24 protein-coding genes and 1 pseudogene are annotated in these 24,532 nt (G+C 73.5%); 8 read left to right on the top strand and 17 right to left on the bottom strand.

Annotated elements, in window-relative coordinates:
• Nucleotides 1–92: 92 nt before the first annotated feature.
• From DY240_RS15025 to DY240_RS14980, 10 genes are all read right to left on the bottom strand, one after another.
• Entirely contained in the window at nucleotides 93–2,843 is a 2,751-nt protein-coding gene (locus DY240_RS15025) for an FtsX-like permease family protein (protein ID WP_119660665.1), read from the bottom strand.
• Entirely contained in the window at nucleotides 2,840–3,571 is a 732-nt protein-coding gene (locus DY240_RS15020) for an ABC transporter ATP-binding protein (protein ID WP_119660664.1), read from the bottom strand. Before DY240_RS15020 ends, DY240_RS15025 begins: the two co-directional genes overlap by 4 nt.
• On the bottom strand, nucleotides 3,568–4,167 hold the full coding sequence (locus DY240_RS15015) for a PadR family transcriptional regulator (RefSeq protein ID WP_119660663.1): 600 nt from the start codon (nucleotides 4,165–4,167) through the stop codon (nucleotides 3,568–3,570). The genes DY240_RS15020 and DY240_RS15015 overlap by 4 nt, the downstream gene beginning before the upstream one ends.
• 519 nt (nucleotides 4,168–4,686) lie before the next feature.
• Nucleotides 4,687–5,232: an NUDIX hydrolase gene (locus DY240_RS15010; protein WP_119660662.1), complete on the bottom strand. Its 546-nt coding sequence runs from the start codon at nucleotides 5,230–5,232 to the stop codon at nucleotides 4,687–4,689.
• 98 nt (nucleotides 5,233–5,330) lie between these two features.
• Nucleotides 5,331–6,308: an NAD(P)H-quinone oxidoreductase gene (locus tag DY240_RS15005; RefSeq protein ID WP_119660661.1), complete on the bottom strand. Its 978-nt coding sequence runs from the start codon at nucleotides 6,306–6,308 to the stop codon at nucleotides 5,331–5,333.
• A 15-nt stretch (nucleotides 6,309–6,323) separates the two neighbouring features.
• Nucleotides 6,324–7,424, bottom strand: coding sequence for a potassium channel family protein (locus tag DY240_RS15000; protein ID WP_119660660.1), 1,101 nt, complete (start codon nucleotides 7,422–7,424; stop codon nucleotides 6,324–6,326).
• 24 nt (nucleotides 7,425–7,448) lie between these two features.
• The gene (locus tag DY240_RS14995) at nucleotides 7,449–7,712 is read right to left on the bottom strand and encodes a DUF6457 domain-containing protein (RefSeq protein ID WP_119660659.1); all 264 of its coding nucleotides are present in this window, start codon (nucleotides 7,710–7,712) and stop codon (nucleotides 7,449–7,451) included.
• Nucleotides 7,713–7,754: 42 nt separating this feature from the next.
• Nucleotides 7,755–8,369 carry a molybdenum cofactor guanylyltransferase gene (gene mobA, locus DY240_RS14990; RefSeq protein WP_233552748.1) on the bottom strand — a complete coding sequence of 205 codons (615 nt, stop codon included), beginning with the start codon at nucleotides 8,367–8,369 and terminating at the stop codon, nucleotides 7,755–7,757.
• Nucleotides 8,370–8,386: 17 nt separating this feature from the next.
• Nucleotides 8,387–9,169 carry a carbon-nitrogen hydrolase family protein gene (locus DY240_RS14985; RefSeq protein ID WP_119660658.1) on the bottom strand — a complete coding sequence of 261 codons (783 nt, stop codon included), beginning with the start codon at nucleotides 9,167–9,169 and terminating at the stop codon, nucleotides 8,387–8,389.
• A gap of 7 nt (nucleotides 9,170–9,176) precedes the next feature.
• Complete coding sequence (locus tag DY240_RS14980) at nucleotides 9,177–10,121, bottom strand: 2-hydroxyacid dehydrogenase (RefSeq protein ID WP_119660657.1); 945 nt, start codon at nucleotides 10,119–10,121, stop codon at nucleotides 9,177–9,179.
• A 103-nt stretch (nucleotides 10,122–10,224) separates the two neighbouring features.
• Between DY240_RS14980 and DY240_RS32015 the strand changes: the two genes are divergently transcribed.
• Together DY240_RS32015 and DY240_RS14975 are read left to right on the top strand one after the other, a co-directional pair.
• On the top strand, nucleotides 10,225–10,377 hold the full coding sequence (locus tag DY240_RS32015) for a hypothetical protein (protein ID WP_158602861.1): 153 nt from the start codon (nucleotides 10,225–10,227) through the stop codon (nucleotides 10,375–10,377).
• 30 nt (nucleotides 10,378–10,407) lie between these two features.
• Nucleotides 10,408–11,370, top strand: a complete 963-nt coding sequence (locus DY240_RS14975; RefSeq protein WP_119660656.1) for a DUF389 domain-containing protein — start codon at nucleotides 10,408–10,410, stop codon at nucleotides 11,368–11,370.
• Here DY240_RS14975 and DY240_RS14970 read toward each other — a convergent pair.
• On the bottom strand, nucleotides 11,330–11,884 hold the full coding sequence (locus DY240_RS14970) for a GrpB family protein (RefSeq protein ID WP_119660655.1): 555 nt from the start codon (nucleotides 11,882–11,884) through the stop codon (nucleotides 11,330–11,332). The two genes, DY240_RS14975 and DY240_RS14970, sit on opposite strands and share 41 nt — an antisense overlap.
• 429 nt (nucleotides 11,885–12,313) lie before the next feature.
• On the bottom strand, nucleotides 12,314–13,327 hold the full coding sequence (locus DY240_RS14965; protein ID WP_158602860.1) for an Lrp/AsnC family transcriptional regulator: 1,014 nt from the start codon (nucleotides 13,325–13,327) through the stop codon (nucleotides 12,314–12,316).
• Between the two features lie 135 nt (nucleotides 13,328–13,462).
• Between DY240_RS14965 and DY240_RS14960 the strand changes: the two genes are divergently transcribed.
• From DY240_RS14960 to DY240_RS14940, 5 genes are read left to right on the top strand one after another with little or no spacing between them, the layout of a single operon-like run.
• Complete coding sequence (locus DY240_RS14960; RefSeq protein WP_119660653.1) at nucleotides 13,463–14,869, top strand: ABC transporter substrate-binding protein; 1,407 nt, start codon at nucleotides 13,463–13,465, stop codon at nucleotides 14,867–14,869.
• A 5-nt stretch (nucleotides 14,870–14,874) separates the two neighbouring features.
• Nucleotides 14,875–15,894: a carbohydrate ABC transporter permease gene (locus DY240_RS14955; RefSeq protein WP_119660652.1), complete on the top strand. Its 1,020-nt coding sequence runs from the start codon at nucleotides 14,875–14,877 to the stop codon at nucleotides 15,892–15,894.
• Nucleotides 15,894–16,757 (top strand): carbohydrate ABC transporter permease, encoded by an 864-nt coding sequence (locus tag DY240_RS14950; RefSeq protein ID WP_119660651.1) that lies wholly within the window; start codon nucleotides 15,894–15,896, stop codon nucleotides 16,755–16,757. The genes DY240_RS14955 and DY240_RS14950 overlap by 1 nt, the downstream gene beginning before the upstream one ends.
• Before the next feature lie 2 nt (nucleotides 16,758–16,759).
• Complete coding sequence (locus tag DY240_RS14945) at nucleotides 16,760–18,055, top strand: Gfo/Idh/MocA family protein (RefSeq protein ID WP_119660650.1); 1,296 nt, start codon at nucleotides 16,760–16,762, stop codon at nucleotides 18,053–18,055.
• Complete coding sequence (locus DY240_RS14940) at nucleotides 18,052–19,500, top strand: sulfatase-like hydrolase/transferase (RefSeq protein WP_119660649.1); 1,449 nt, start codon at nucleotides 18,052–18,054, stop codon at nucleotides 19,498–19,500. Before DY240_RS14945 ends, DY240_RS14940 begins: the two co-directional genes overlap by 4 nt.
• 425 nt (nucleotides 19,501–19,925) lie before the next feature.
• On the opposite strand, the gene DY240_RS14935 is transcribed toward DY240_RS14940, so the two are convergent.
• On the bottom strand, nucleotides 19,926–20,942 hold the full coding sequence (locus DY240_RS14935; protein ID WP_267901682.1) for an RNA polymerase subunit sigma-70: 1,017 nt from the start codon (nucleotides 20,940–20,942) through the stop codon (nucleotides 19,926–19,928).
• Between DY240_RS14935 and DY240_RS14930 the strand changes: the two genes are divergently transcribed.
• Nucleotides 20,933–21,508, top strand: coding sequence for a dihydrofolate reductase family protein (locus DY240_RS14930; protein ID WP_119660647.1), 576 nt, complete (start codon nucleotides 20,933–20,935; stop codon nucleotides 21,506–21,508). The genes DY240_RS14935 and DY240_RS14930 overlap by 10 nt on opposite strands.
• On the opposite strand, the gene DY240_RS14925 is transcribed toward DY240_RS14930, so the two are convergent.
• The 4 genes and pseudogenes from DY240_RS14925 to DY240_RS14910 all read right to left on the bottom strand — a co-directional run.
• A complete protein-coding gene (locus DY240_RS14925; RefSeq protein WP_119660646.1) occupies nucleotides 21,501–22,718 on the bottom strand; it encodes an RNA polymerase sigma factor in 1,218 nt (405 codons plus the stop codon). The two genes, DY240_RS14930 and DY240_RS14925, sit on opposite strands and share 8 nt — an antisense overlap.
• Entirely contained in the window at nucleotides 22,715–23,074 is a 360-nt protein-coding gene (locus DY240_RS14920; RefSeq protein WP_119660645.1) for a YciI family protein, read from the bottom strand. Before DY240_RS14920 ends, DY240_RS14925 begins: the two co-directional genes overlap by 4 nt.
• Before the next feature lie 90 nt (nucleotides 23,075–23,164).
• On the bottom strand, nucleotides 23,165–24,037 hold the full coding sequence (locus tag DY240_RS14915; RefSeq protein ID WP_119660644.1) for a hypothetical protein: 873 nt from the start codon (nucleotides 24,035–24,037) through the stop codon (nucleotides 23,165–23,167).
• Nucleotides 24,038–24,061: 24 nt separating this feature from the next.
• Nucleotides 24,062–24,532, bottom strand: a pseudogene (locus DY240_RS14910) (hypothetical protein); the annotation flags it as partial.

Raw genomic sequence — 24,532 nt, 5'->3', positions numbered from 1 at the left:
GGTCCGGCCGGCCGCCTCGGCCCGGCGCAGCGCGAGCAGCTCGAGCGTCCGGCGGCGCGCCGCCTGGCGGGCCCGCCGCACGGCGGTGCTGTTCACTCGACCCTCCTGATCATCGGCAGCCGGCTCGGGGTGAAGACCACCGCGACCAGGACGGCCAGGACGGGCACGGCGACCCCCGTGACGACGAGGGAGTCCCAGGCCCAGATGAACTCCGGCGCACCCAGCGCCGGCCACACGAGGTAGGCGAAGTAGACGCCCAGCCCGGACCCGATCACCACCCCCAGCCCGGCCACGACCAGGGCCTGCGCACCCGCCAGGCCACGCCGCCGCCGAGGCGGTGCGCCGACGGCCGCCAGCGTGGCGAGGTCGGCCCGGCTCTCGGCGGCGGCCAGCGAGACCGCGATGGCGACCCCGACCAGCGTCACCAGCGCCGCACCCGCGGTCAGCGCCAGGACGGCGGGGTCGGCGTCGCGCTCGATGCCCTGCTCGACGGTGGTCCACGCCCCCGCCGACTCGGCCGCCTGCAGGGCGGTGTCGAGCTGCTCGGGGGTGGCGGCGCCGAACGTCACATAGGTGGCCGACGACATCAGCTCGAAGCCGTGCGCGGTGAGGGTCTCGGCGCTGGCGAACGCGCCCGGCAGCATCGAGTACGCGATGTCGCGCCCGGCCAGGTGCCCGGTGAACCGGACCGGCACCGGATCGCCGCCGTCGGCCGGGAAGGTGTCGATGACGACGGCGCCGTCGTCCCGGACGAAGGATCGGTCGTAGACCACCATCGCACCGTCGGCGACGGCGTCCAGCGTGGCCGCGTCCGGCGCCCGGCCGGTGGCGAGGGCCATGATCGCGGGATCGGCCACCGCGGCCGACACCGAACCGGCGGACCAGCCGCAGTCGACGCAGTCGGGCGAGCCCTGCAGCCACGCGGTGTCGAACGTGATGGTGCCGTCGGTCGTGAACGGCACCGTGGCCTCGGTGAGCCGGTGGGCGGCGGCGTCGGGCAGGGCGCCGACCACCGCGCGTTCGGCCTCGGCGAGCTGCGCCAGCGCCTGCTCCGCGGACTGTTCGTACCGGTCGACGTCGAGACGGATGACGTTCTCCGGCAGCGACGGCGTGTAGCGCAGCTCGTCGGCCCGGGCCGAGCCGCCGGCCCCGAACGCGACCGCCGTCGACCCCGCCACCACGATGGCGATGGCCGCGACCGCCGGCGCGGTGCGGTGCCGGTGCCGCGCGGCGTCGCGCAGGGCCAGTCGCACCGAGAGACCGAGCCGGTGCGCACCACGGGCCAGGGCGGAGATCAACCCGGGCAACAGCACGACGACCCCGGCCGTCGCCACCAGCGCCCCGGCCAGCTGGACGGCGACGTAGGGCGCCGTCGCGGGCTGAGCGACATAGACCCCGGTGCCCGCCAGCAGCTCGAGCTGGCGGCCGTAGTCCTCCAGGTTCCCGGCCAGCATCCGGCCGGCGATCAGCGCGCCCCCGGCGCCGGCGGCGAACAGCACGAGCCCGACGACCGGCAGCCGCGCCGCCAGCCGCGTGGTCCGGAACCGCTCCGCCAACGCGTCGACCGGCTTCATGCGGGCCGCGCCGACGGCCGGCACGACGGCGGCGGCCAGCCCGGACAGCACGCCGACCGCGGCGGCCGCGGCCAGCTCGACCCAGCCGAACGTCCAGTCGTCGATCAGCTCACCGAGATACCACTCCCACACCGGCGCGGCCGCGGGCACCAGCGCCGCACCGGCGACGAGGCCCAGCACCGCGCCGATCACGCCCAGCACGAGGCCCTGGGCCAGCACCGTCCGGCGCACCCGCGCCGCACTCGCGCCACCGGCCACCAGCAGGCCCACCTCACGGACCTGCCGGCGGGCGCCCACGGCGAACGCGGCCCCGGCCAGCAGCACGACCTCCAGCAGCCCGAGGCCCACGATCACGGCCACCAGCGCGGCCTGCTGCAGGTCATCGACGGTCGGCCCGCCGGCGGCGTCGTCGTAGAACCGATCGGGCTCGGCGACCGCGGCGCGCGGCAGCAGCCCGATGCCCTCGCCCGCGAGGCCGAGACCGAGGCTCGTGACGTCCGTGCCGTCGGGGAAGTCGGCCAGATAGCTGGTCCCGCCGGTGACGGACAGCTCACCCCAGCCGTTCTCCGGCGTGGCAGCGGCGAACTCGGCGGCGACGGAGCCCGGCGCGGCGCTGATCACCTCGTCGTCGAGGAAGAACGGGTCGATCACCAGCCCCGACACGTGCACCCGCGGCCCGTCGTCGAACGAGACCGTCGCCCCGGGCCGCAGCTCGCCGTCGTCGAGCAGGTCCAGCCGCTCGGCCAGCCGCGGCGTCACCACCACCTCGTCGGGCGCCTCGGGCCAGCGGCCGGCGTCGAGCCGGAACGCGTGGTCGGTCAGCGGACCGCCCTGCGATCCGACGTCGAGCAGCACGGAGCGCAGCACGGCGTCGCCGTCACGCAGCCGGGTGCCATGGTTGCGGCGCTCCGGTTCCAGCACCGTCCCCGGCGGCAGCAGCCCGGCGAGGTCGACGGCCGTGGGATCGCGGACCGCCGCGCGTTCGGGCATGCCGCGGTACATGAGGTCGACCATCGGCAGCAGGCCGTCGTCGGGCACCGGCAGATCGTCGTACGGCGTCACCTCGACGATCGCGTCGGCGTCGCCCATGCGCGAGTACGCGATGCGCTCCGGGGAGTCGGCGCTGCGGTACAGGACGTCGGCAACGGTCGCGCCCGCCACCGGCAGCCCCACCAGCACGGCGATCAGCAACGACCGGCCGAGGTTCCGGCGCACCTGCCGCCGGGCGATCCGCAGCGCGGCCCGCCACCCGCCCCCGGGGCGGGTCACCCGAACCCGTCCGCGGTCAGCAGCACCTCGGGCGGCGGCGCGGCGCCGGTGTCGTCGACCAGCGCGCCGTCGCGCAGGAACACCACGCGGTCGGCCCACGCGGCGTGCCGGGCCTCGTGCGTCACCAGCAGCCCGGAGGCGCCGGCGTCGCACCGCGCTCGCAGCACCCGCAGCACGTCCTCGCCGGTCTGCGAGTCCAGCGCGCCGGTGGGCTCGTCGGCCAGCACGAGCCGCCGCGGCCCGATGAGGGCCCGCGCGATGGCTACCCGCTGCTGCTGGCCGCCGGACATCTCGTCGGGGAACCGGTCGGCCAGCTCGCCGACCCCGACCTCGGCCAGCGCGTCCAGCGCCTCGCGCCGCGCGTCCCGGGCGCGGACGCCGTCCAGCTCGCGGGGGAGCGCCACGTTCTCGGCGGCGGTGAGCGCGGGGATGAGGTTGAGATCCTGGAAGACGTAGCCGAGGCTGCGGCGGCGGACGGCGGCCAGCTCGGCGCGGCTCAGCGTCGCCAGGTCGGTGCCCTCGACCAGCACGGCGCCGTCGCTCGGCGCGTCCAGGCCGCCGGCCAGATGCAGCAGCGTGCTCTTGCCCGAACCCGACGGGCCCATGACGGCGATCAGCTCGCCGGAGCGCAGCGTCAGGCTGATGTCGCGCAGCGCGTGCACCGCCGTGGGTCCCTCGCCGTGCACCCGGCCCACCCCGCGCAGCTCGAGCACGGCGCCGGTGCTCATCGCCGGACGGCCTCGTCGCTCGGCTCGTCCGTGGAGACGGCGGTGGACGGCCCGGACGCGCCGGCCGGACGCTGCGTCGCGGCCAGCCGGGCCAGCCGCGTCTCGGAGTGGTCGAGCCAGCGCACCTCCGCCTCGGCCCGGAAGATCATCGAGTCGAGCACGAGCAGCCACGCGGTGTCCTCGGACCCGTCGGCGACCGCCTTGAGCCGGGTCAGCTCCTGCAGGTGCCGCAGGGTGGCCGTGCGCTGCGTCTGCAGCACCGACCGCACATCGACGCCCGGCGTGGTCAGCGCCAGCGCGACCTTGATCGCCAGCTCGTCGCGCGGCCGGTCGGCACCGGCGAGCGGCGTGGCGAACCAGCCGGTCAGCTCGGCATGACCGGCGTCGGTGAGGCGGTAGACGACCTTGCCGTCCTCGTCGGACTCGCCGGTCTGCTCCACCAGGCCGTCGCGCTCCAGCCGCGCCAGCGTGGTATACACCTGGCCGACGTTGAGCGGCCAGGTCGCGCCGGTGGACCGCTCGAACTCGTGGCGCAGCTGGTAGCCGTACATCGGAGAACGCTCCAGCAGCGCGAGCAGACCGTGACGAATCGACATGGCTACCAAGTATGCATACGCGGTATGCCCCGTCAAGCGCGGCATGTCGGGGACAGCGGTTCCGGAAAGGCGCGCGCGGGCGGCAGCGTCGCGCGGCACCCGCTGGGGCACCTCACCCGCGTCAGCGCCGTTGCGGTCGCCCGAGCGCATGGCGTGCGGTCCTCAGGCGAGTAAGGTGCCGGCCTATCGGGGTGATGGCTCCCGAGTCGCCGGGAATTCTCATCATGTGGACCCGTGGCCGTCGCCTGGGACCGTAGCCGGGGATAGCTGGCCGAAGAACGGGCGGCCGCGGGACGGCCCACGCGCCAACTCTCGGCCAACGTCGCACCTGGTCCAGGCGGAAACCCGTCGGCGAACGGGACCGCGACCGACCCACGGATCACGTCCGAGCGATGCAGAACCCGATGGATCGTCGGACGGGAGCGTTGTCGGTGCCCGCCCGTAGGGTGGGACTCCCTCCCAGACGGGCGGGGACCGCACGCCGGCGAGCGGGCCCCGGGCCGTCGCGCCCGGTGAGCGTCAGCGGGCGAAGTGGTTGGTCGGCACCGTCGACTCCTCGGCCGCGCTCAGCGCGACCGGCCAGCGGTCCGGGGCGTTCACGGCGGCCAGCAGCCCCGGCAGGCCGACCGGCCAGACCGGTCGCTCGGTGCGGCTCAGCTCGTCGAGGCTCCACCACCGGTGCCCGATGACCGTGAGCTGCTCGTCCTCGGTGAGCCCGGCGGGCACGATCTCCTGGTGCGGCGCGTCGGCGACGAAGAACGTCTCGGACTGGACGGCGATCTTGTCGGAGTAGGCGTGCACGACGGTGCGCTCGGCGATCGGGCCGCGGACCGCCGACGGCGTCAGCCGCAGGCCGGTCTCCTCCTCGACCTCGCGGACGACGGCGTCGAGCAGGGTCTCGCCGGGATCGACACCACCACCGGGGGTGATCCAGAACGTCGGCGCACCGGGCGCCGACGGATCGCTGTCCTCGAACAGCAGGACGCGACCGCCCGGCTCGAGCAGGAGCACCCTGGCGGTACGGCGGTGCGTGACCGGCCGGTCGAGTTCGGACTCCAGCGACATGACCACGTTCGCCAGGGTACGCCCCGTTCGGGCGTTCGTGACCGCCGATGTCGCATCGAGTCATCAGCGGCGCGTCATCGCCGCTGGTGATCGCGATCTCAGGTGGTGAGCAGCACCTTGCCCACGTGCTCGCCGCCGGCGACCACGCAGTGCGCCTCGGCCGCCTCGGTCATCGGGAGGACGCGGTCGACGACCGGCCGCACCGCGCCGGACTCGATCAGCGGCCACACATGCTCGCACACCTCGGCCACGACCGCAGCCTTCCCCGCGACGGTGCGCTGTCGCAGCAGCGAGCCGGTGATGCGGGCCCGTTTGGCCATGACGGTCCCGAGGTCCAGCTCTCCGGTGCGTCCGCGCATCGTCCCGATGATCGTGATGCGGCCGTCCTGCGCCAGCACGTCGAGGTTCCGGCCCAGGTATGCGGCGCCCACGATGTCGAGCACGACGTCGGCGCCGTGACCGTCGGTGGCCGTGCGCACCACCTCGACGAAGTCCTCCGACCGGTGGTTCACCAGGATCTCCGCGCCCAGCTGCGCGCACCGCTCCAGCTTCTCCGGCGTCCCCGCCGTCACCGCGACCCGGGCGCCCAGGGCCCGGCCGACCTGGATGGCGGCCGTCCCGATGCCGCTCGCGCCGCCGTGCACCAGCAGCACCTCGCCCGCGCGCAGCTTCGCGGTCATGACCAGGTTCGACCACACGGTGCAGACGACCTCCGGCAGCGCGGCCGCCGTCACGAGGTCGACCCCGGACGGCACCGGCAGCAGCTGCCCGGCCGGCACCGCGACCCGCTCCGCGTACCCGCCGCCGGAGAGCAGCGCGCACACCTGGTCGCCGGCCTTCCAGCCGGTGACGCCCTCGCCAACCTCGCTGATGGTCCCGCTGCACTCCAGGCCGGGCCAGGGCGGCGCACCGTCCGGCACGTCGTACCTGCCCATCCGCTGCAGGAGGTCGGCCCGGTTGACGGCGGACGCGACGACGTCGACGACCACCTCACCCGGCCCGCAGACCGGATCCGGCACCTCCTGCCAGGTCAGGACCTCCGGCCCGCCCGGCTCGGTGATGACGACCGCGCGCACGTGTGGATCCTCCGCTCAGACGCCGCCCGGCGGGCGGTCCGCCGGGTCCTCGGGTTCCTCCGCCGCCGGCGCCTCGTGGGCGTCCTCGCGGCGGGCCCACGGGTACTCCTCGGACGGCCGGATGACGATGAGGCGGTCGCCGCGGACGAGGTGGCCGATGGCCGGCGAGTGGAACGGCAGCTCGTCGCCGTCGCGGACCACGGCGACCACGAGGTCGCTGATCTGGCGCGGCTGCTTGCCCTCCTCGCGCGGCGAGACCAGCCGCTCGGCCACCTCGAGGCCGACGCCGGAGGTCGTGAGGTCCTCCAGCACGTGGCCGAGCGCCGGGCTGACGGTGGCCAGGCCGAGGATCCGGCCGACGGCGTCGGACGACGTGACCACCTCGTTCGCGCCGCCCTGCCGGACCAGCGCGAGGTTGTCGGCCTCGCGGACCGACACGACGATGTTGGCGGTCTGGTTGAGCTGGCGGCACGTGAGCGTGGCGAGCACGCTGGCGTCGTCGCGGGCCGTGGTGATGACGATGCGGCTGGCCGTCGGGACGCCGGCGCGGCGCAGCACCTCGGTGCGGGTGGCGTCGCCCATGACGGCGACCAGTCCCTGCTCGTTCGCCTCGGCGATCGCCGCTGGGTCGGGGTCGACGACGACCAGCTTCTCCGTCGCCATGCCGTTCGCGAGCATCGTGTTCACCGCGCTGCGGCCCTTGACGCCGTAGCCGATGACGACGGTGTGGTCGCGCAACTTCTTCCTCCAGCGGTTGAGCCGCACCTGCTCGCGGCTCCGGGTGGTCAGGGTCTCCAGCGTCGTCCCGATGAGGACGATCAGGAACAGCACCCGCAGCGGGGTGATGATCACGATGTTGACCAGCCGCGCGGTGTCCGACGCCGGGGTGATGTCGCCGTAACCGGTGGTCGAGAGCGAGACGGTCGTGTAGTAGAACGCGTCGAGCAGATCGACCGAGCCGTCGGAGTTGTCGTTGTAGCCGTCGCGGTCGACGTAGACGAGCAGGGCCGTCAACACCAGGATCGCCAGCGCGATGATGACCCGCTGGGTCAGCAGGCGCAGCGGGTCGACCACCTCGGCCGGGGCCGGCAGGTGGACGGAGCTCTTGGTCTGCACAGCCGTGACGCTAGCGGATGCCGCTCACTGCAGTGTCGGCGTGGCGGCGTCCGGGCCGTCGTTCCAGTCGCGGGCCAGCTCGCCGGCGGCGTCGAGGGCGGCGTTGACGGCGGCCGCGCCACCGCCCTTGGTCGCCGCCGCGTAGCCCGCGATGAACGCCGTCACCGGCGCGGCCGGCCGCTCCACCGTGTGCGCGGCGTCGCGGGCGAGGTCGAGGATCCCGCCGACGTCGACGTCGTCGACCGGCACCCCCAGTCGTTCGCACAACGCGGTCACCCAGCTGTCCATGTCACGTACCTTCCTCCCGCCGTCCGGCACATCCTCCACTGATCATGGCCGCCATCGGGCCAGGTCGCCCGGCGTGTCGATGTCCGCGGCGCCGTCCTCGTCCGGCAGTGTCGCCACCCGCAGGCGCTCCAGCAGCGCGCGCACCGGCCGGTCGCGCGGGTCGCCGAGAGCGTCCAGCGCGGCCCGGAGCGGTGCCGTCCGGTAGGCCGCCACCAGCGGCTGTACCCAGCCGGCGGCATCGACGACGGCGACGGCGTCGGTGTCCTGCCCCAGCCCGGCGAGCAGCCGTCCGACCAGCGCCGACGACACCCGCGGCAGGTCGGCGGCGAGCACGACGAGGGCCTCCGGGCTGAGGTCCAGCGCGGCCAGGCCGGCCGCCAGCCCGGCCAGGGGACCGCCGCCGGGCGGGTCCTCCCGGGTCCAGACGACCGGCAGCTCGGTCTCGCGGCGCGGGCCGACCACGACGATCCGCGTGATGCCGGCCCCGTGCGCCGCTGCGACCGACCGGTCCAGCAACGTCCGCCCACCGACGACGAGACCCGGCTTGTCCGCGCCGCCCAGCCTCCGGCCGGCGCCGCCGGCCAGCACGACCGCGGCCCACCTGTCGGTGCCCGCCCCTAGGGTGGCTCCCACCCGGACGGGGCGGGGCGCGTCCACGTCGCCGCCCGGCGCCATCACGACCGCACGGGCCACGACCGGCGGTGCCGCAGCGCCGGGTTGCGGGTCCGGGCGGCCGCCACCCGCTCCGGGTCGAGCTCCGCGGCCAGCCGGCCCTCGTCGTCGCCCAGTGCGGCGACCACCACGCCGAGCGGGTCGACCAGCTGGCTGAGCCCGCAGTAGGCCCGCCCGGTCTGCGCCGCCGCGGCGACGTAGACGGTGTTCTCGATGGCCCGGGCCCGCAGCAGCGTCTGCCAGTGGTCCTCCTTGAGCGGTCCGCGCACCCAGGCCGCCGGGACGACGAAGGCGTCGGCGCCGGCGTCGACCAGCGCCCGGCCCTGTTCGGGGAAGCGCAGGTCGTAGCAGGTCAGCAGGCCGAGCCGGACGCCGTCGACGTCGAGCACCGCCGGGACGGGGTCGCCCGCCCGCAGCCGGTCGGACTCGCGGTAGCCGAAGGAGTCGTAGAGGTGCGCCTTGCGGTAGGTGGCCCGGACGGCTCCGTCGGGACCGACGGCGACCAGCGTGTTGTACGGCCGGTCGGGGTCGTCGGACCGCTCGAACATGCCGCCGACGACGACGGCGCCCGACGAGCGCGCCACCTCGGCCAGCGTCGCGACGAAGGGACCGTCCAGCGGCTGGGCGGCCGGGCCGAGCGGCAGCGCGGGATCGCCGAAGTCGTGCATGACCGCCTCCGGCAGCACGACGAGGTCGGCCGCGACGCCGTCGGTGACCCGCCGGATCGCCGCCAGGTTCGCGTCGGCGTCGGTGCCCGCCGAGAGCTGGGCCAGAACTACCCGCATGCCGCCATTAAAGCGGCACCGGCGTCACCAGCGTCCCGTCGGCCAGGAACCGTTCCAGATTGCGGATCACCAGCTGGGCCATCGCCTCGCGGGTCTCGACGGTGGCGCTGCCGATGTGCGGCAGGAGCACGACGTTGTCCAGCGCGAACAGCTCCTCGGGCACCCGCGGCTCGTCGGTGAACACGTCCAGCGCGGCGCCGCCCAGCGCGCCCGACGTCAGCGCCGCCACGAGCGCGTCCTGGTCGACGACGCTGCCGCGCGCGACGTTGACGAGATAGCCGGACGGGCCGAGCGCCGCGATCACCTCCGCCGAGACCAGTGCCTGGGTGCCGGGCCCGCCGGGGGTGACGACGACGACGGCGTCGGCGCCGCGGGCCAGCTCCACAGGCGAGGCCGCGTACGCGTACGCGACGTCGTCGACGCGGCGGCGGTTGTGGTAGCTGATGGTGCAGCCGAACGCCTCGAGCCGGTGCGCGATGGCGCGGCCGATGCGGCCCAGCCCGAGGATGCCGACCCGGGTGCCGCTGACCCGGCGCCGCAGCGGGAACTTGCGCCCGGCCGCCCACTCGCCGCGGCGGACGAACCGGTCGCCGGCCGACATGCCCCGGAACACGTCGATCAGCCCGCCGACGGCGAGGTCGGCCACGCAGTCGGTGAGCACGTCGGGGGTGTTGCTGAGCACGATGCCGCGCGGCTTCAGCGCCGCGACGTCGACGGCGTCGTAGCCGACGCCGAGGTTGATGACGGCGGCCAGCCGGGGCAGGGCGCCGATGAGCGCGGCGTCCATGCCGGCGCTGGTCACGGCCACCGTGACGTCGGGACCGTGCTCGGCGAGGAACGCCGCGGCGTCGCCCGGCTCCGGCGGCAGCCGCAGCGCGCCGTACGTCGTCGCCAGCTCGCGCTCGACCGTGGGATGGAGGCCGCCGACCTGCAGGATCGCGCCGTCAGTCATCAACACTCCTCGCGTCTCGGGCCGCCAGCGTACAAGCCCGCTGTTCACACCACCGTCACGCGGCCGCACCGTGCGCACAACGTGGCGCGGGTTCCATGGAGGCATGGACCTCAAGGAACGCGAGCCCGCGACCCTGATCCGGCTCACCGACGGCAACACCGTGCTCAACGACCACGCGGACGACGCCGGGCTGTGCGCCGTCTGCGGCTCGGCCTGGCCCTGCGACACCACGCTGCTGGCGAGCATGCTGCGCTGACCGCCGCTGTGGCGCCTCTACCATGGCGCCGTGCTGCACCTGCGCGTCACGACGCCGGCGGAGACGACCGATCGTGTCGTCGCCCTGCTCGAGGAGCGGGCCGGGGTGGCCAGCATCGCGGTGCTGCGCGGCGCGTCCGTGCGCCCGGTGGGCGACGTCGTGCTGGCCGAGCTGGCCCGTGAGTCGGCGGAGGACATGATCGAGGCGCTGCGGGAGCTCCGCGTCGACCAGACCGGCACCATCGCGCTGGAGTCGGTCGAGACGTCGGTGTCCGCGGCCGCCGAACGCGCCGAGGAGGAGGCGCCGGGCGAGGGCGCCGACGCCGTCATCTGGGAGCAGGTCGTGCGCCGCACTCACGAGGACTCGGTGCTGTCCAAGACGTTCGTCTGGTTCCTCACCCTGGCCGCCGTGCTGGCCGCGATCGCGATCGTGCTCGACTCCGCCGTCCTCGTGGTCGGCGCGATGGTCGTCGGGCCGGAGTTCGGGCCGCTGGCCGGCATCGCCGTCGGGCTGGTGCACCGGCGGTTCGGCATCGTGCGTCAGTCGCTGGTCACGCTGGCGGCCGGGTTCGCGATCGCGATCGTCGTCACCACGCTACTCGGCCTGCTCGCCGCGTGGGCAGGGTGGATCGACACGGCGGTGCTGACCGCGGAGCGGCCGCTCACGGGGTTCATCTGGCGGCCGGACCGGTGGTCGTTCGTCGTGGCGTTCATCGCCGGGATCGCCGGCATCCTGTCGCTCACGTCCGCGAAGTCGGGTGCGCTGGTGGGCGTGTTCATCTCGGTGACGACGGTGCCCGCCGCCGGGAACCTGGGGCTGGCCCTGGCCCTCGGCGACGCCGACGAGCTGGGCGGCGCGGCCGCTCAGCTCGGCGTCAACATGGCCGCGATCGTGCTGGCCGGCATCGTGACGCTGCTCCTGCTGAAGGCGAGCGCCGGCCGGCTGCCCCGGCTCAGTGCTGGACGGAGGCCCGCCGCATCACGTCTTCGATGAACGGCGCCTTGCCCGCGCGGTAGGCCGGGCGGTCGTCGTGGTGGACCGCCGCCAGGCTCTGCTTGATGTCGGCGTACTTCCGCGCATCCTCGGGGTGGTGCCGCAGGTGATCGCGGAAGGCCAGGCAGTCGCGGCCCAGCTGCGACACGTACTCGACGACGTGCAGGTGGTGTGTGCGCCAAGCGGGGTCGGGGTAGCAGAACGACCAGCGCCGCAGCTCTTCGTCGCCGGTCTCCCACACGTGCGTCCAGCCGATCTCCTGCATGGCGGCGACGGTGCCCTGGGCCTCCTCGTAGGAGGCGACCATGGCCATCATGTCGATGATGGGCTTGGCGGGAAGGCCCGGCACCGCCGTGCTGCCGACGTGCTCGACCGAGCCGATCAGCCACGGGCGCAGGGCCGGTTCGACGCGCAGGCGCTGCTGCTCGAAGGACTCGGGCCACGCGGTGTCGTAAGGAAGGATCTCTATCGGGTCGCGGCGCACAGCATCGTGCGCTGCATCACTCTCGTGCATGGTTCCGACAGTAGTCCTCCCGATGCCTCTCCGGCGCGCGAGATTCGCGTGATCGTCGGGAGTTCCGGTCCTGTTCACGGCCCGGACGGTGACCGGCGGCCTGATCGCCACTACGGTTGCCGGACGGCCGTCCGCTGCCTGCCGCGTGAAGCCGGGACACGCTTCTGGGCGCCCTGAGGGCTGGAAGGCGTGGCGACGGCTGCCAGAGGGCCTCTCCTGGGTGAGGTTGCTGTCATGGAGCGTCCACCGTGACTCCGGAGCCATCACGAGGCGTTCTCCCACGTCACGAGGTCTGCAGGCATGGTGGAGCTCACATGATCCTCGTGATGTAGCCGATCCTTGCTTGACGCGCCCGTTCGCGGCACGAGAATGGGGCAGCCGGGGGCCGAGAACGTCCACGGACCGGGCCGCCGGAGGAGCCCGATGTGATCACCTTGACGGGCGTTCGCTCCCAACGGCGGTCCGCAGCTCCGGCGCGATCCGGCCGGCCCGCTTGACGGTGCGCAGCGCGACCGCGACGTCGGCGTGGATGAGGCCGGGCAGGTGGCCGACGGTCTCGGAGAGGAACTCGTAGAGGGCGCTGTCGCTGGCGACGGCGATCTCGCCGCACAGGTTCCGGTCGCCGGTCGTCGCCGCGATCATGACGACGCTGCGGTGCCGGGCGAGGATCTCGCCGGCGAGGCCGATCTTCGTCGGGTTGATCGTGAGCCAGACGAACGCGTTCACGGCCAGCCCCAGTACCTCCGGCTCGACGACGGTGCGCATCCGCAGCACACCGGTGGCCATCAGGCCCTCGGCCCGCCGGCGCGCGGTGCTGGGCGTGACGCCGCACCGGGTCGCGAGGTCCTGCCAGCTGATCCGCCCGTCCTCGATGAACGCGGCGAGGATCTGCTCGTCCAGCTCCGACATGGGCGCCGCCTCGTCGGGCTCGGGGTGCTCGCTCCACCGGTCGCGCCGGTCCGCGCGCAGCTCGGCGACGACGGTGTCGGGCAGCAGGCCGGGGTTCCAGCCGTGCGGCGTGGAGAACCGGCGGATCACCTGGTTGCTGAACGTCGCCATGACGCCCTCGAACTGCGGCAGCCGGTGCATCATCAGCCCGTAGAGGTGCTCGTTGGAGGTGTAGGCGACCTCCGCGACGCAGTCGACGCTGCCGGTCAGGACCTTGACCGAGCCGGTCTCCTCCCACTGGGCCAGCGGCAGCGCGAGCTCGTCGGCAGCGCCGGGCGCGCAGCGCAGCCGGACGAAGACCGACCGTGCCCGGTGGCTGATCTGCGAGTCGAGGGCGCCGACGACCCGGACGGCGCCGGTGCGCCGCAGGCGGGCGAGCCGCCGCGACACCGTCGCCTCCGAGCTGCGCACCGCCTGCCCGATGGCCGCGTGCGTCGCCCGCGGGTGCGCCAGCAGGGCGCCGATGAGGAGCCGGTCGAGTTCGTCGATCTTCACCGATTTCATCACTTCACCGCTCTTCGTTCGCGATTCCTTGCATACCTTTTCCATTCGTTGACAGCTTGAATCAGATTTCTCAAGCATGGTGCCCCACATCTGCAGGCGAGCGCTCCACCGAGGAGGGACGGCATCATGTGGCGACGACCTCTGAGTGCACTCGCGGTGATCGGCCTGGTCGCGGCGGGATGCTCCGGCGACGACGACGGCGACAGCGCGGGTTCCGGCGAGGGCGGCGGCGGCAGCATCACGCTGTGGACGGTCTACGACACCGCCGACCGGATCGCGAGGATGGAGCAGGTCCTGGCCGACTTCACCGAGCAGTCCGGCATCGACGTCGAACTCGTCGGCGTCAGCGCGCCCGACCTCTCCCAGGCGATGGTGTCGGCGGCCGCCGCCGGTGACCTCCCCGACGTCGTGGTGCACGGCGTCGAGCTGGCCGCCGGATGGGTCGGCGAGGGCATCCTCGACGCCGCCGCGGCCAGCGAGCTCATCGACGAGCTCGGCACCGACACGTTCAACGAGAGTGCGCTGGACCTCATCCGGGTCGAGGACGCCGAGGGCGAGTACGCCACCGTCCCGTCGGACGGCTGGGGCCAGATGATCTTCTACCGCGACGACCTGTTCGAGGCCGCCGGCCTGGAGGAGCCCACCACCTACGAGAGCACGCTCGCCGCGGCCGAGGCGCTCAACGGGCAGAACGGCATCTCCGGCTTCGCGATCGGCAGCTCCGGCGGCGACGGCTTCACGATGCAGGTCTTCGAGCACGTCGCGCTGGCCAACGACTGCCAGCTGGTCGACGACGAGGGCGAGGTGACGCTGGACAGCCCCGAGTGCGTCGAGGCCATCCAGTTCTACGTCGACCTCGCGCAGTACGCGCCCACCGGCGCCGGCGACGTCGACACCACCCGGGCCAACTACCTCGCCGGGCAGACGGCCATGACGTCGTGGTCGCCGCACCTGCTCGACGAGCTGGCCGGCCTGTTCCCCGACACCCCGCTGACCTGCGCCGAGTGCGCCGCCGACCAGCAGTGGCTGGTCGACCGCACGACGATGCTGCCGCTGTTCCAGGGCCCGTCCGGCGACGAGCCGACCCAGTTCGGCCTGACCATCAACCTGGGCATCACCGCGTCCGCCGACATCGAGCCGGCCAAGGAGCTGGTGCGCTACCTGCTCGGCGACGGGTACATGGGCTTCCTGTCCATCTCGCCCGAGGGCCGGTTCCCGATGCGCAACGGCCCGGAGGCCGGCGACACGACCTACGTCGACGGCTGGACCGAGCTGGCGGTCGGCAGCGGCACGCAGACGGTGACCGTCGGCGAGCTGTACGGGCAGGAGGCGATCGACACGATCGCCGAGGGGGCCACCGGGTTCGAGCGCTGGGGCTTCCCGCAGGGACAGGGCGCCCTCGTCACGGCGATGTACGGCGACCTCGAGCTGACCAACATCCTGCGCGAGGCGTTGGACGGCACCCTCACCGCGGAGGAGGCGGCCACGCGGATGGACGAGAGCGCCTCGCAGCTGGCCGCGGAGCTCGGCTGAGGCCCATGGGTTCGGGACCGATCGCCCCGCCCGCCGTGGACTCCGGGCCGGCACCTGCCGGCCCGGGCGGCGGCCGGGGCAGGAAGGGCCGCGTCCGCTCGCTGCGGGCCCGCGAGGCGCGCGCCGGGCTGGTGCTGGTCAGCCCGACGGTGCTGATCGTCCTGCTGGTCGTCGTGCTGCCGTTCCTCTGGACGATCGTCATGTCGTTCCAGCGGCTGCGGCTGATCGACCTGCAGAACGTCTTCGACATCACGCTGACGCTGCGGAACTTCCAGACCGTTCTGGGTAGTCCCGACCTGTGGGAGATGGTCCGCACCACGCTGATCTACAGCATCGGCGGCACCGTGCTGTCGGTGGGCGCCGGCCTGGCGACGGCGCTGGCGCTGCGGCACCGGTTCCCCGGGCGGATGATCATCCGGGCGTTCGTGCTGGTGCCGTACGTCATCCCGGTGGTGTCGGCGGCGCTGGTGTGGCGGACGCTGCTGAACCCGCAGTTCGGGCCGGTCAACGTGTTCGGCGTCGACGTGCTGGGCTGGGACCAGCCGATCGGTTTCCTCAGCGAGCGGTTCCACCGCGTCGAGGTGTTCGGCGCCGGGTTCGACGTCCCGATCGCGCTGCTCACCGTCATCGCGTTCGAGGCGTGGAAGACGTTCCCGCTGGCGTTCCTGTTCATCCTGGCGCGGCTGCAGGGCATGCCCCGCGACCTGGAGGAGGCCGCGCGCGTCGACGGCGCGACCCCGCTGCAGCGCTTCCGGTACGTCGTCGCGCCGCAGCTGTCCGGCGTCATCGCGCTGCTGGTGCTGCTGCGGTTCATCTGGACGTTCCAGAACTTCAACGACGTGTACCTGCTGACCCGGGGCGCGGCCGGCACCGAGGTCGTCGCGGTGCAGGTCTACCAGTACCTGGTGTCGCGCAACGACGTCGGCGGCGCGGCGGCGCTCGGCCTGCTGATGTCGGTCGTGCTGATCATCGCGTTCGCCGTCTACTACCGGTACGGCGTGCTCAAGCAGGAGTCGGAGATCTGATGGCGTCGCGAGAACGGGTCGAGACCCGGGTGCTCGGGGTGGCGCGGGTGCTCTGGCTGGCGGTCGTGCTGGTCGCCTGCGTGCTGCCACTGTTCTACATGCTGCTGCTGTCGGTGCGGCCGCTGCAGGCCGTGCTCTCCGACCCGCTCGGCGTGCCGTCGCCGAGCGAGCTGAACCTGGAGGCGTACCGGCGGGTGATCGCGTCGCCGGAGGACGGCGGCTACGGCCTGCTGTCGTTCTTCGGCAACTCGCTGATCGTCGCGCTGGGCTCCGTGGTGGCGACCGTGCTGCTGTCGGTGCTCGGGGCGTACGCCGCGACCCGGCTGCGCTTCCCCGGCAAGAACGTCGTCAACGTGTCGTTCTTCGCCGTCTACATGTTCCCCGGCATCGTCATGGCGATCCCGCTGTTCGTGCTGTTCTCGCGGCTGGGGCTGCGCGGCGAGCTGCCGGCGCTGATCGTCATCTATCTGGCGTCGACGGTGCCGGTGTCGGTGTACATGCTGCGCAACTACTTCCGGTCCATCCCGAAGGGACTGGAGGACGCGGCGATGGTCGACGGCTGCAACCGGGTCCAGGTGATCGTCCGGATCGTGCTGCCGCTCGCGATGCCGTCGATCGCCGCGACGTCGCTGTACGTCTTCATGATCGCCTGGAACGAGTACCTGTTCGCGCTGCTCTTCCTGCTGGAGAGCCGGGACAACTGGACGGTCTCGCTCGGCCTGGCACAGCTGGACGACATCAGCGTGTCGGCGACCGTCCTGATGGCGGGGTCGGTGCTGCTGACGCTGCCCGTCATCGCGCTGTTCTTCGCCGCCGAGCGCCTGTTGGTCGAGGGCCTCACCGCCGGGGCCGAGAAGGGGTGAGCATGACGGACTTCGACGCGCCGGTGCGGCTGCTGGTGATCGGCGCCGGCAACCGCGGCGGCCAGGCCTACGCCGGCTGGTGCCTGGAGCATCCCGAGGCAGCGGTGGTCACCGGCATCGCCGACCCCGACGCGGAACGGCTGGCCGCCGTCGGGGACGTCCACGGCGTGCCGGCGGAGCACCGGTACGGCGACTGGCGGACCGCCCTGTCGCGGCCGGGCCCCTGGGACGCCGTCGTGGTCACCACCCCTGACCGCCTGCACGTCGAACCGACACTGCGGGCCCTGGAGCTCGGCTACGACGTGCTGCTGGAGAAGCCGATCGCGCCCACGCCGAGCGAGCTGGACCGGCTGATCGCCGCCGCGAAGGACCGGCCCGGCGCGATCACCGTCTCGCACGTCATGCGGTACACGCCGTTCTTCAACGCGCTCAAGCGGCTGCTGGACGAGGGCCGCATCGGCGACCTGCAGGGCATCCAGCACGCCGAGCACATCGCCTACTGGCACTTCGCGCACAGCTACGTCCGCGGCAACTGGCACCGGACCGCCGACTCCAGCCCGATGCTGCTGGCCAAGGCCTGCCACGACCTCGACATCCTGCGCTGGCTGGTGGGGTCGCCGTGCATCGCGGTGTCCTCGTTCGGCGACCGGCGGCACTTCCGCATCGAGAACGCGCCGCCCGGGTCGACCGACCGGTGCATCGACGGGTGCGCCGTCGCGGCCACCTGCCCGTACAACGCGCACCGGTTCTACGTCGAGCAGCTGGCCGGCGTCGAGACCTGGCCGGTCTCCGTCATCACCGGCGACCCGTCGCCGGAGGGCCGGCTGAAGGCGCTGCGCGAAACCGACTACGGCCGCTGCGTCTACCGCATGGACAACGACGTCGTCGACCACCAGACGACCTCGCTGCGCTACGCCAACGGGGTGACGGCGTCGCTGGTGGTGTCGGCGTTCACCGAGCAGAACACCCGGATCATCACCATGATGGGCAGCCACGGCGAGATCAACGCCGACCTCGAGGCCGGCCGCATCGAGGTGGTCCGGTTCGGCCGGTCCGGGCCGCACGTCGCCGGCCTGCCGCCCGCCGAGCGGTACGTCGAGCAGGTCTCCGACGACCGCGGCGGGCACTCCGGCGGCGACGCCGGGCTGATGGCCGACTTCGCCGAGCGGATCCGCCGGCGCCGGGCCGGCCTGCCCGTCCAGGCCGCGCCCAGCGCGTTCGAGGAGAGCCTCGAAAGCCACTGGGTCGCGTTCGCCGCCGAGCGGTCGCGGCAGAACGGCACCGTCGAGTACCTATGACGCCCGAACGGCCGAACCTGCTGCTGGTCACCGCCGACCAGCAGCGCCGCGACACCCTGGGCCCGGGTGCGCCGTCGTTCCTGCGCACGCCCCACCTGGACCAGCTGGCGCACGAGGGCATCCGGTTCGACACCGCCTACGCGTCGACGCCGGTGTGCGTGCCGTCGCGGATCACGCTGCTCACCGGCCGTTCCGCGCTGCGGCACGGCATGACGCACAACGGCCGCACGGGTGACGTGTTGCCTCCGGGCGCGCCCACCCTGCCGGCCCGGCTGGGCGCGCTCGGGTACGCGACCGTCGGCATCGGGAAGATGCACTTCACGCCGCCGCGGGCGCACCACGGCTTCGAGGAGCTGATCCTGCCCGACGACTACTACCGCACCGGCGTCCCGGCGATGCGGCACGGGCTCGGGCAGAACGAGTTGTCCCCGGGCCTGGCGACCGTGCCCGAGGCGGAGACGCTGACGTCGTGGCTGTCCGAGCGGGCCGTCGAGCACATCAGGTATCGCCGCGACCCGACCCGGCCGATGTTCCTCTGGCTGTCCTACAGCAAGCCCCACCCGCCGCTGGACCCGCCCGAACCGTACTACTCGATGTACCGCGACGCGCCGGTGCCGTCGCCGATCGTGGGTGACTGGGCCGGCGACGACGCACCGGCCGCGTTCCGGCGCCAGCGGCACCGCGGCTCGTTCGACCTCCTGGATCCTCTGACGATCCGGGCGGCGCGGGCGGCCTACTACGGCCTCGTGACGCAGATCGACTACAACCTCGGCCGGGTGCTGGCCGCGTTGCAGGACGTCGGCGAACTGGCGCGGACGACGGTGGTGTTCACGTCGGACCACGGCGAGTTCCTCGGCGACCACGGCACCGGCAACAAGGTGTTCTTCCACGAGGCGTCGGCGGGCGTGCCGCTGATCGTGCGTCCGGCGGCGGGCCGGTCGTCCGTAGCGCCGGGCACGACGGTGCGGACGCCGGTGACGCTGGCCGACGTGCTGCCGACGCTGGTGGCGGCCGGGGGTGGGACGGTGGGCGACGACGTCGACGGCGTCGACCTCGTCGCGCTGGCCGCCGAGGGCGACCGGCCGCGCGTCGTCGTCGGCCTCGCCAGCGGGGACGCCGGACCGCCCGGCGTCCCGTACTACCTGGCCATGACCGACGGACGGCACAAGTACATCTGGTACCCGGAGGGGCCGGCCGAGCAGCTGTTCGACCTCGCCTCCGACCCGGACGAACGGCACGACCTCGCCCGCACCGCCACGGCCGCCGACCTCGCCGGCTGGCGCGACCGCCTCGTCGCCGCGCTCGCCGACGCCGGCGGGAAGCATCACCTGCGCGACGGTGCGCTGCCCGCCGTCCCGCCGCTGGGCGACACCGTCGCCGAGCAGCGGGCCACCGCCTGGCCCGGCTACCACACCGAGGCCTTCCACCTCGACGTCCGCCACTGAGGCCCCCGCTGGCCGCCTCCGGCCCCGGATTGATCACGTTCACTAGGAAATTCCGTGTCGTACTACGCCTGCAATCGTGGTGAGGCTCGGGTAATCGTGGTGATGTACGCGATCGCCGATGAGCACCACCGCCCACAGCCGGGCACACCGGGACGAACGGGCACCGGAACGTCTAGTCCTGCACAGACTCCACCCCGTCCCCTTGGTCGCTGCCCGTACGTCGCGGCACGAGCATGGGGCGGCCGGGCGACGGGGAGCCCCGGTGAACGAGCAGCCCGGCCAACCGCCCACTCCCGAAGTTGATCTTGGAGCAATGCCGCTATTGACGGGCGAAATGTCCGATTGATACCGGCGCTACTCCAAGATCAACTTCGGGAGTGAGTGGTTGGTGTAGGGGTGGGGGCGGGCGTGAGCCTCCGGCGACGTCAGGGCAATCGTTCCGGGAGGCCGAAGGCCGGGAACAGCTGCGGCCCGAACGTGGTGATCTCGGCGATCAGCCCGTCCTCGACCCGGAGCACGTCGAGCTTGAACGCGGAGAACGGAGCGTCCGGCTCGTCGCGCGGGCGCAGGTAGCAGGCGGCGGCCGGCAGCCGGTTGGCGGTGGTGGGGAGCAGCCGCCAGACGCCGTGGCCGTCCGGGCCGAAGGCCAGTGAGTGCAGCGGCGCCAGCGCGGCCCAGCCGTCGTAGCAGACCGGCTGCGGCGGCATCGTCACCCGGATGTCGTCGCGGACCAGCGCGGCCATGCGCTCGACGTCGGGCTGCTCGCTGAGCGCGACGTAACGGTCGAGCAGGTCGCGCTCCTCGGCGCTCAACGAGGTGCGCGGCGGGCCGGCGTCCGGCGACGGCCGCGTGCGCTGCAGCGTCGCGCGGGCCCGTTGCAGCGCACTGTTGACCGCCGGGACCGTCGTCTCGAGGATGGCCGCGGTCTCGGCCGCCGACCAGCCGATGGCATCGCGCATGACGAGCACGGCGCGCTGCAGCGCTGGCAGCGCCTGCATGGCGGCGATGAACGCCAGCTCGATGGTCTCGCGCCCGACGACGACGGCTTCCGGCTCGTCGGAGCTCGGCGCGACCTGGTCGAGCAGGTGGTCGGGGTAGGGCTGCAGCCACGGCACCTCGGCGAACGAGCGCACCTGCTCGGGCCGCCGCGACCGCTGCCGCAGCAGGTCGAGACACGCGTTGGTGGCGATGCGGTAGAGCCATGCCCGCAGGTTGCTGCCCGGCTCGAACGAGTCGCTGCTCCGCCACGCCCGCAGCAGCGCCTCCTGGACGACCTCCTCGGCGTCGTCGAACGAGCCGAGCATGCGGTAGCAATGCACGTGCAGCTCGCGCCGGTGCCGGTGGATCGCCGCCGTGAAGTCGTCCATCGGGACATTCTGCAAGTCGTTCGCCCGGACCGATGAGTCCGCGCCTGGGGTGTCGTTACACGGGCATGAACACACTCGTACTGGACATCAGCATCTCCCTCGACGGCTTCATCACGGCGGCCGGGCAGACCCCCGACCAGCCCCTCGGCCAGGGTGGCGAGCGCCTGCACGACTGGATCGGCACCGACGACGGCCGCGACGTGCTCAACGACGGCCTCGGGCGGCTCGGCGCCGTCATCACCGGCCGGTCGACCTACGACGGCTCCGTCCCGTGGTGGGGCGCCGACGGCCCGTCCGGCTCGATCCGGCGGCCGGTGTTCGTCGTGACGCACAAGGCGCCGGAGCAGTCGCCGGAGAACGGCGTCTACACCTTCGTCACCGGCGGCATCGAGGACGCGCTCGCGCAGGCCACGGCGGCGGCTGGCGACGGCGTGGTCTGCGTCATGGGCGGCGCCGACGTCGCCCGGCAGTATCTGGCCGCCGGCCTGGTCGACGAGATCTCGCTGCACGTGGTGCCGGTGCTGTTCGGGGACGGCACACCGCTGTTCGACCGGACCGGCACCGGCCACGTCGCCCTCGAGACGGTCAGCGTGGTCCGCACCGACGCGGCTACGCACCTGCTGTATCGCGTGCTCAGGTGAGGCCGGCGGCGCGCAGCGCGAGGTAGCGCTGTTCCGGGACGTTCGCCGTCCGCCGGGCCGCACGCAGGTAGGCCGCGCGGGCGCCGTCGGGGTCGCCGGCCAGCTCGAGCAGGTGCCCCCGGACGGCGTCCAGCCGGTGCGTCTGCGCCAGTTCCGGCGCGCCGGCGTCGAGCGTGCCCAGCAGCGCGAGCCCGGCTCGCGGCCCGTGCACCATCGCGACGGCGACGGCCCGGTTGAGCGTGACGACGGGGCCCGGCGCCACCCGCTCCAGCAGCTCGTAGAGCGCGAGGATCTCCGGCCAGTCGGTGGCGTCGGCCGACGGCGCCTCGTCGTGCACGGCAGCGATGGCGGCCTGCAGCTGGTAGGGGCCGACGGGGCCGCCGCCGAGCACGCCGGTGAGCAGCGCGAGACCCTCGGCGATCTGGCCGGCGTCCCAGCGGGACCGGTCCTGTTCGGCCAGCGGGACGGGGACGCCGTCGGACGTGGTGCGGGCCGCCCGGCGGGCGTCGGTGAGCAGCATCAGCGCCAGCAGGCCGGCCACCTCGCCGTCGCCGGGCACCAGCCGGTGCAGCAGCCGGGTCAGCCGGATGGCCTCGGCGGTGAGGTCGGTGCGCACCACCCGCGGACCGGAGCTCGCGGTGTAGCCCTCGTTGAAGATCAGGTAGAGCACGTGCAGGACGGCGCGCAGCCGGCCGGCCCGCTCCTCCGGCGGCGGCGGGCCGAACCGTGCGCCGCCGGCCCGCAGCTTCTGCTTGGCCCGGCTGATCCGCTGCGCCATCGTCGCCTCGGGCACCAGGAACGCCGAGGCGATCTCCGCCGTCGTCAGGCCGCCGACCGCTCGCAGGGTCAGCGCCAGCTGGGCGGGCAGCGGCAGCGCCGGGTGGCAGCACAGGAACAGCAGCGTGAGGGTGTCGTCGGACTGCTCCACGTCGCCCGGTTCGACGAGGTCCAGCGCGGCGACGGTCTCCTCACGGCGACGGCGGGCCTCCGCGCTGCGCACCTCGTCGACGAACCGGCGCGAGGCGACCGTCACCAGCCACGAGCGCGGGCTGTCCGGCACACCGTCGACCGGCCACTGCGTCGCGGCGGCCAGCAGTGCCTCCTGCACGGCGTCCTCGCAGGCGTCGAACTGCCCGTACTTGCGCACGAGCACCCCGAGGACCTGCGGCGCGGCCTCGCGCAGCAGGTCCTCGACGACGGGCTCGGTCACAGGTCCGGCGGGGCGTCCATCGCCGGGCGGACCTCCAGCCGGCCGGAGTACTTCACGATCTGCCCGGCCAGCTCGAGGACCCGTTCCTCGCTCTCGACGTCGACCACCCAGAAGCCGATGAGCGACTCCTTCGCCTCGGCGAAGGGTCCGTCGGTGGTGACCGGCAGGCCGTCCTGCAGCCGCACCGTCTTGGCCGTGCCGGGGTCGGCGAGGCCCTGCTGGAAGACCAGCTCGCCGGAGGCCTCGAGGTCCTTGTCGAGCTGGACCATGAAGCCGATCATCTCCTCGATCTGCTCCTTCGAGTGCGTGGCCAGCATGGTGCCGGTGTCGCCGAACATCATGAGCATGTACTTCATCGCGGGTCGCTCCCGTCTCGTGTGCGCCGCTCTGGGGCGCTCTCGGCAGTGGGTCGAAGCCGTGGCGCGGTTCTCGACAGCCCCGGCGGTTCAGCTCTCGTCGTTGCGGTCCGCGCACCGCTGCGCCTGCATCGCGTCGAGTGCGGCGCGCTGACCGGTGTCGACGGGGATCGCGGTGGGAATCGGGTCACCCTCGCCGAGGTCGATCCACGCGGTGAAGCCGTACGGCCGTTTGGCGTCGCCGATGGCGTGCCCGCCGCAGCGCTGGACGTCGGCGTGGATGCGCAGCTGTCCAGGCGGCAGTGCGGGGTCGGGGTGCGGCGCGACCTCGAAGAGCACGCTGCCCCGCGTGTCGGTGATGACCGGCGTGGCGCCGGGGTCGGCGGGCGTCACCGTCAGGATGCCGGTGAGCGTGCCGTCGGCGTTCGGCACCAGCGGCCCGAGCGTCAGCGAGACCGACTGCCGCAGCACCTGGGCGCCGCAGTCGGTGCGCAACAGCCGGTTCAGCGTGCCGTTGGGATGGGGCAGGTCGAGCACCAGTTCGTGGTCGGCGCCGCCCTCGGCCCGGGCGACCAGCGCCACGCGCGACGGCACGGCCTCGGAGTCGACGCCGTCGGGGCACTGCGCCGGGCCGTACTCGACCTGGAGGTCGCGCGGGGTCTCGCCGGGCGGGATGGTGGCGTCGAACGGCTGCGGCCCGGTGGCCTCGAAGGAGTCGCTGAGCAGCTCCGCGGACGTGACGGTGACCGGCTCGGCGCCGTGGTTGGTGACGGCGATGACGACCAGCCCGGGACGGTTGAACGAGCGGCGGATCTCCGCGGTGACGGAGAGGTCGGGCGCCGCGCCGCCGCCGGCCGCCGCCTCGTCGCCGTCATCGCCCGTGGTCAGCGCGACGATGGTCGCCACGATGCCGGCCAGCAGCACAGTCACCACGAGGGTCAGGACGAACCGCAGCCGGCGCATGGTCGATTATCTCCCGCGACGGCGTCAGCCGGGAGGCACCGGCAGCGGGCGTCCGTCCAGGGCGGCCAGCGCCAGCAGGACGGTCGCGCCGGTCAGTCCGAGCGGCGCCACGGCGGCCGGCCGGCCGTCGGCGGTGATCTTCTCGGGCAGCGCGCCGAGCGCGGTCCGGCGCAGGTCGAGCCAGCTGAGCAGCCGGTGGGCCAGCGCGGTGTCGCCGACCGACGCCGCCGTCAGCGCGTGCAGCGACACCTGCGGTGTCCACGCGGTGGCGAGGTCGGCCCACTCCTCGCCCGGACGGACGCCGCCGTTGCCGACGGTGGTCGCGTCGACGGCGGATCGCCACGCCGCCTCGACGCGCGCGGCGTCGTCGCCGGGCGGGGCGAACGGCGGCAGCAGGAACGCGACCGACGCGTCGCGGCCGCCGGCGCCGCTGATCCGCCGGGCGTAGCCGTGCGCGCCGAACCCGTCGGCGATCGCCGCCGCCAGCCGGTCGGC

The organism is Jiangella rhizosphaerae (assembly GCF_003579925.1).
Classification (GTDB): domain Bacteria; phylum Actinomycetota; class Actinomycetes; order Jiangellales; family Jiangellaceae; genus Jiangella; species Jiangella rhizosphaerae.
Note: the sequence above shows the minus strand (reverse complement) of the source record. Positions and strands in the feature narration are given on the sequence as shown.

Bases quoted from the DNA above. Each gene is read 5' to 3' on its own strand.
- DY240_RS15020 (WP_119660664.1), bottom strand. From the start codon at position 3,571: ATGAGCACCGGCGCCGTGCTCGAGCTGCGCGGGGTGGGCCGGGTGCAC.
- DY240_RS15015 (WP_119660663.1), bottom strand. From the start codon at position 4,167: ATGTCGATTCGTCACGGTCTGCTCGCGCTGCTGGAGCGTTCTCCGATG.
- DY240_RS15010 (WP_119660662.1), bottom strand. From the start codon at position 5,232: ATGTCGCTGGAGTCCGAACTCGACCGGCCGGTCACGCACCGCCGTACC.
- DY240_RS14995 (WP_119660659.1), bottom strand. From the start codon at position 7,712: ATGGACAGCTGGGTGACCGCGTTGTGCGAACGACTGGGGGTGCCGGTC.
- DY240_RS14985 (WP_119660658.1), bottom strand. From the start codon at position 9,169: ATGCGGGTAGTTCTGGCCCAGCTCTCGGCGGGCACCGACGCCGACGCG.
- DY240_RS14980 (WP_119660657.1), bottom strand. From the start codon at position 10,121: ATGACTGACGGCGCGATCCTGCAGGTCGGCGGCCTCCATCCCACGGTC.
- DY240_RS32015 (WP_158602861.1), top strand. From the start codon at position 10,225: ATGGACCTCAAGGAACGCGAGCCCGCGACCCTGATCCGGCTCACCGAC.
- DY240_RS14970 (WP_119660655.1), bottom strand. From the start codon at position 11,884: ATGCACGAGAGTGATGCAGCGCACGATGCTGTGCGCCGCGACCCGATA.
- DY240_RS14960 (WP_119660653.1), top strand. From the start codon at position 13,463: ATGTGGCGACGACCTCTGAGTGCACTCGCGGTGATCGGCCTGGTCGCG.
- DY240_RS14955 (WP_119660652.1), top strand. From the start codon at position 14,875: ATGGGTTCGGGACCGATCGCCCCGCCCGCCGTGGACTCCGGGCCGGCA.
- DY240_RS14950 (WP_119660651.1), top strand. From the start codon at position 15,894: ATGGCGTCGCGAGAACGGGTCGAGACCCGGGTGCTCGGGGTGGCGCGG.
- DY240_RS14945 (WP_119660650.1), top strand. From the start codon at position 16,760: ATGACGGACTTCGACGCGCCGGTGCGGCTGCTGGTGATCGGCGCCGGC.
- DY240_RS14940 (WP_119660649.1), top strand. From the start codon at position 18,052: ATGACGCCCGAACGGCCGAACCTGCTGCTGGTCACCGCCGACCAGCAG.
- DY240_RS14930 (WP_119660647.1), top strand. From the start codon at position 20,933: ATGAACACACTCGTACTGGACATCAGCATCTCCCTCGACGGCTTCATC.
- DY240_RS14920 (WP_119660645.1), bottom strand. From the start codon at position 23,074: ATGAAGTACATGCTCATGATGTTCGGCGACACCGGCACCATGCTGGCC.
- DY240_RS14915 (WP_119660644.1), bottom strand. From the start codon at position 24,037: ATGCGCCGGCTGCGGTTCGTCCTGACCCTCGTGGTGACTGTGCTGCTG.